Below are 4,867 nucleotides of genomic sequence, written 5' to 3' on the forward strand. Positions count from 1 at the left end.
CCGTACAACACCCGCACCACAGTGTCCGGACACGCCTCCAACACCCGCCGCACCGCCACGGGCGACACCACATCACCACCCGTCAGCACCTCACGCAGTTGGGCGAGGCATGCCGGGGTCTCCTCCGCTATGACCCGGAAGAGCCCCGCCGTCAGAACCACGCCGCTGATCTCATGAGCTTTGATCAGCTGTTCCAGGGACGTTGCGTCCAACGTTCCCTCAGGAGCCACAACGATGGTTCCGCCGGAGAGGAGAGGGAACCAGAGTTCGAACGTCGAAGCGTCGAAGGCGTGCGGCGAGTGGAAGAGCACGCGCTCGTGGTTGTCCGTCTTCCAGCACCTGTTCAACACGAGGTCGGCGACCCCGCGGTGGGTGACGGCCACGCCCTTGGGCTCACCTGTCGAGCCTGAGGTGTACATCACATAGGCGAGCCCGTCTGCGCCACCTGTACCAGCCCGCTGCACACGTTCCGCCGTGGAAACGGCCTCAAGGGCCGCATCGGGGGAAATGATCTGCGCGGTCCCGGCGAACTCACTCGCTTGCGCGGGCCGGTCCGTCACCAGCAGTTCGGGTTCACAGTCCTCCAGGACCAGCCGAAGACGGCTCGGGGGATGTCCCTCGTGCAACGGCACGTAGTGCGCGCCGGTCTTCAGTACGGCCAGCAGCACGGTCACCAGCTTTGCCGACCGTTCCATCCACAGGCCTACGGCCCGCTCGGGTCCGGCGCCCTGGCTGGCGAGATGTCCGGCCAGCCGATCCGCGTGCTCGTTCAGTTGTGCGTAGGTAAGTTCCACCCCGCCACTCACGACGGCTATCGCGTCGGGGGTACGTAGAGCCTGGGCTTCGAACAGCTCCGTGAGTGTTGCCTCGGGTACCTCGGAGGCCGTGTCATTCCACGTGAGCAGAACCTGCTCGCGCTCGCCCGCGTCCACGACGTCGATACTCCGAACGGGAGTGTCCGGGTCGGCGGTGACGGTGTCGAGGAGATGGACCAGTCGCTGGGCGAGGAGTTCGACGGTCGCCGCTTCGAACAGATCGGTTCGGTAGTCCAATCGTCCTTCGAGACCCGCGGGTGTGCTGTCGGTATGGGTCTCGCCCAGACTGACGGACAGGTCGAACTTCGCCACCGTCCCGTCCGTCGACTCCGGCCGCACGGTCAGGTTGGGCAGATCGAGTTCGTGCTCGGTCGTGGATCCGGTCGTAGCACTGCGGATATTGCTCAGAAGCGGTGCATGGTGCTGAACGGTGAGCATGACCTGGAAGAGGGGGTGGCGGGCCATGGAACGGATCGGGTTGAGGACCTCCACCAGCCGCTCGAACGGCACGTCCTGATGCACATACGCGGCGAGGTCGGCCTCCCGGACCCGCTCGACGACCTGCCGGAACGTCGGATCACCCGAGACATCGGTGCGCAGGACCAGCGTGTTCACGAAGAACCCGACGAGATCGTCGAGGGCGTCGTCGGTGCGTCCCGCGATCGGCGTTCCGATCGGGATGTCGTGGCCGGCACCCATCTTCGACAACAGCACCGCCAACGCGGCCTGCACCGTCATGAACACACTCGCACCACACGAACGAGACAACTCCACCAATCGCGCATGCGTTTCGGCCGAGACGTGCACAGGCACCGAAGCACCTTCGTGCGAAGCAACCGCCGGACGCGGGAAGTCCACCGGCAGCTCCAGCTGCTCGGGCAGGTCGTTCAGGGCCCGCGTCCAGTAGGCCACCTGCTCCGCAAGCACGCTCTCCGGGTCGTCCTCATCACCGAGAACCTCGCGCTGCCACAGCGTGTAGTCCGCATACTGCACCGGAAGGGTGTCCCACACCGGAGCCTCGCCCTTGTAGCGAGCCACATATGCAAGGGAGAGGTCCCTCACCAGGGGCCCCATCGACCAGGCATCCGCAGCGATGTGGTGCACCACCACGACCAGGATCCACTCGTCCGGGGCCGGCTGGAGCACCCGCACCCGCCACGGCAGGTCCAGCGCCAGATCGAACCCCGCTGTCACCACGGCTGAGATCGCTGCAGCGACCTCTGGCTCCGGGACCTGCTCGACCAGGCAGTACGGTACGCCAGCGGCGCCCGTCAGGATCTCCTGCCGCGGTTCGCCGTCCACCTGCGGGAACACCGTCCGCAAACTCTCATGACGGCCCGCCACATCCCCCAACGCCGCCTGCAACGCCCCCACATCGAGCGTCCCGGTGAGCCGCAGCACGAGGGGGATGTTGTACGTCGCGGAGACGCCCTCCAGCTGGCCCAGGAACCAGAGCCGACGCTGCGCGAACGACACCGGAAGCACCTCCGGCCGCACCCGCACGCCCAACCGCTCCCGAACCCGAACACCCTCATCGAGTCGCTCGACAAGGCCCGCAACCGTCGGCGCCTCGAACAGCGCCCGGATACCCACCTCGATCCCAAGCACCGCCCTGATCCGGCTCACCAGACGGGTCGCCAGCAGCGAGTGACCACCCAGCTCGAAGAAACTGTCATCGATCGAGACCGACTCCACACCCAGCACCTCGGCGAAGAGGCCGCACAGGATCTCCTCCCGCGACGTACGCGGCCCACGCCCCACACCCGCGGCATACTCCGGCGCCGGCAACGCCCTCCGGTCCAGCTTCCCGTTCAACGTCAACGGCAGCGCATCCAGCACCACGAAAGCCGACGGCACCATGTACTCCGGCAACCGCCCCGCCACATGCTCACGCAACACGGCCGGGTCGAGAACATCGGTGGGCGCACCGGCGCCGGGCACCACGTACGCCGCCAGGCGCTTGTCCCCCGGCGTGTCCTCCCGAAGCACCACAGCTGCTTGGCCTACGAGAACATGCTCTGCCAGGACGGTTTCTATTTCGCCGAGTTCGAGCCGCTGCCCACGGATCTTGACCTGATGATCCCGCCGCTCCACGAACTCAAGACGACCATCCGGAAGACACCTGACATAGTCACCCATCCGATACATCCGCGCACCAGGCACACCAGAATAAGGATCAGCCACAAACGCGGCCGCAGTACGGTCCGCATCCCCCACATACCCCTGCCCGACACCCACACCACTCACATACAGATCCCCCGGCATCCCCACAGCAACAGGCTGCAACGCCTCGTTCAGCACATACAGCCGCATGTTACGAATAGGCCGGCCAATGGTGACCTTCCTCTCCGCCCCGAAATCCCCACTCGTGATCACAGCATGCGAAACATCGTCCGAACACTCCGTCGACCCATACGCATTCACCAGAGGAATCCCCGGATACCGCGCGAACCAACGCTCACACAGACCCCCCGGAAGAGCCTCACCCGTCACCACCAGCCAGCGCAGCCCCGGCAACACAACCCGCTCACCACCGGCATCCCACATATCCAAAGCCGCCCGCAGCAACGAGGGCACAACCTCCAGCACCGACACACCCTCATCCGCCACACGCCGGAAAAGCTCACGCGGATCAGCAGCCGTCGTCCGGTCGACAACCCGCACCCTCCCCCCCAGCATCAACACAGCGAACATCTGCCAGACAGAAATGTTGAACGTCAACGGCGCGTTCTGCATCACACGGTCCGACGAGGAAAGCCCCAGATCACCAATCTTCGCCAGAAGATGATTCTCCATCCCCGCCCGGTCAACCACCGCACCCTTCGGCCGCCCCGTCGAACCCGACGTGAAAATCGAATACGCGATGTCAAAACCCCTGGACCCGTTCGCGAACCACCCCACACCGTCGTCCTGCCCGTCATCCATGACCAGCACCTCAACGGCACCCCCCGACGCGACAGCAATCGCCTGCGCACGTTCGAGATACCTCTCCTCCGTCAGGAGACAACCCGCACCACTGTCAGCCACATACGCCGCGCTCCGCGCCACCGGAGCCTGCGGATCCAGAGGGATATAACCCGCCCGACAACCGAACACCCCCAACACCGACCCCACAAACCCCGCACCAGGATCCGAAAGAATCCCAACAAGAGCACCCGCCCCTATCCCACGCCCCACAAGACGCTTCGAGAGAGCACTCGCACGGGACACCAGCACGCCATACGTGACATCCCCCCCATCGTCCGTAACCGCCACAGCATCGGGCCGCTGCCGGGCAACATCCCTCACCCTGTCGACAACATCCCGGAACTCCCCACCCTCAACACGCCCATGCAACGCAGACAGCGCACGCCCACGCTCGGACTCATCCAGCATCCCCACCCGGCCCAAACGAACCTCAGGAGTCTCGACCACAGCCCGGAGCACACGGACAAACCGCCTACCGAGCCCCTCCACCTCCCCGCGAGCAAACAGATCAGGGCCGTACTCCATACGGAACTCAATACGATCCCCAGGCAACACCCTCAAACTCATCGGGTAATGACCGGCATCATGAACCTGAGCAGATGTCGCCTGCTCAAAGATCTCGTCCTCAACAGGAGGATTCTCGAATGCCACCACAGTGTCGAAAAGCTCACCAGCCGGAGTAAGGCCATGAATATCGGTCAGCTTCAGATGCTGATGCGCCAGCAGGACGCTCTGCTCGCCCTGAAGCCGTACCAGCGCCTCCCGCAGAACCTCGCCCGGCTTCAGACGCACACGCACCGGAACCGTGTTGATGGACAGACCCATCGACTCGACCCCGGGGATCTGGGCCGGCCGCCCGGAAACAGTCGCCCCGAACACCACATCGTCCTGGCCGGTCATGTGCCCCAGCAGCATCGCCCACGCCTGCTGAACCACCGTATTCAGCGTCACCCCACAACGACGGGCCGCAGCCGACAACCCCGCCGACAACTCCTCCGGCAGAACCACCGTCACCCGCTCCGGAGCCACCGGAACCCGGCCCGCCCGCACCGGAGCCAGCCGGGTGGCTTCCTCGACACCCGCCA

General features: G+C 65.2%; 1 protein-coding gene. It reads right to left on the bottom strand.

What is annotated here, in order from left to right; translation table 11 throughout:
- Positions 1-4,867 (bottom strand): amino acid adenylation domain-containing protein (locus tag ACIBJH_RS48125; protein ID WP_399123413.1); only part of this gene is annotated, 4,867 nt, incomplete at both ends.

The sequence above is a fragment of the Streptomyces sp. NPDC050548 genome (assembly GCF_044457385.1).
Lineage (GTDB): Bacteria > Actinomycetota > Actinomycetes > Streptomycetales > Streptomycetaceae > Streptomyces.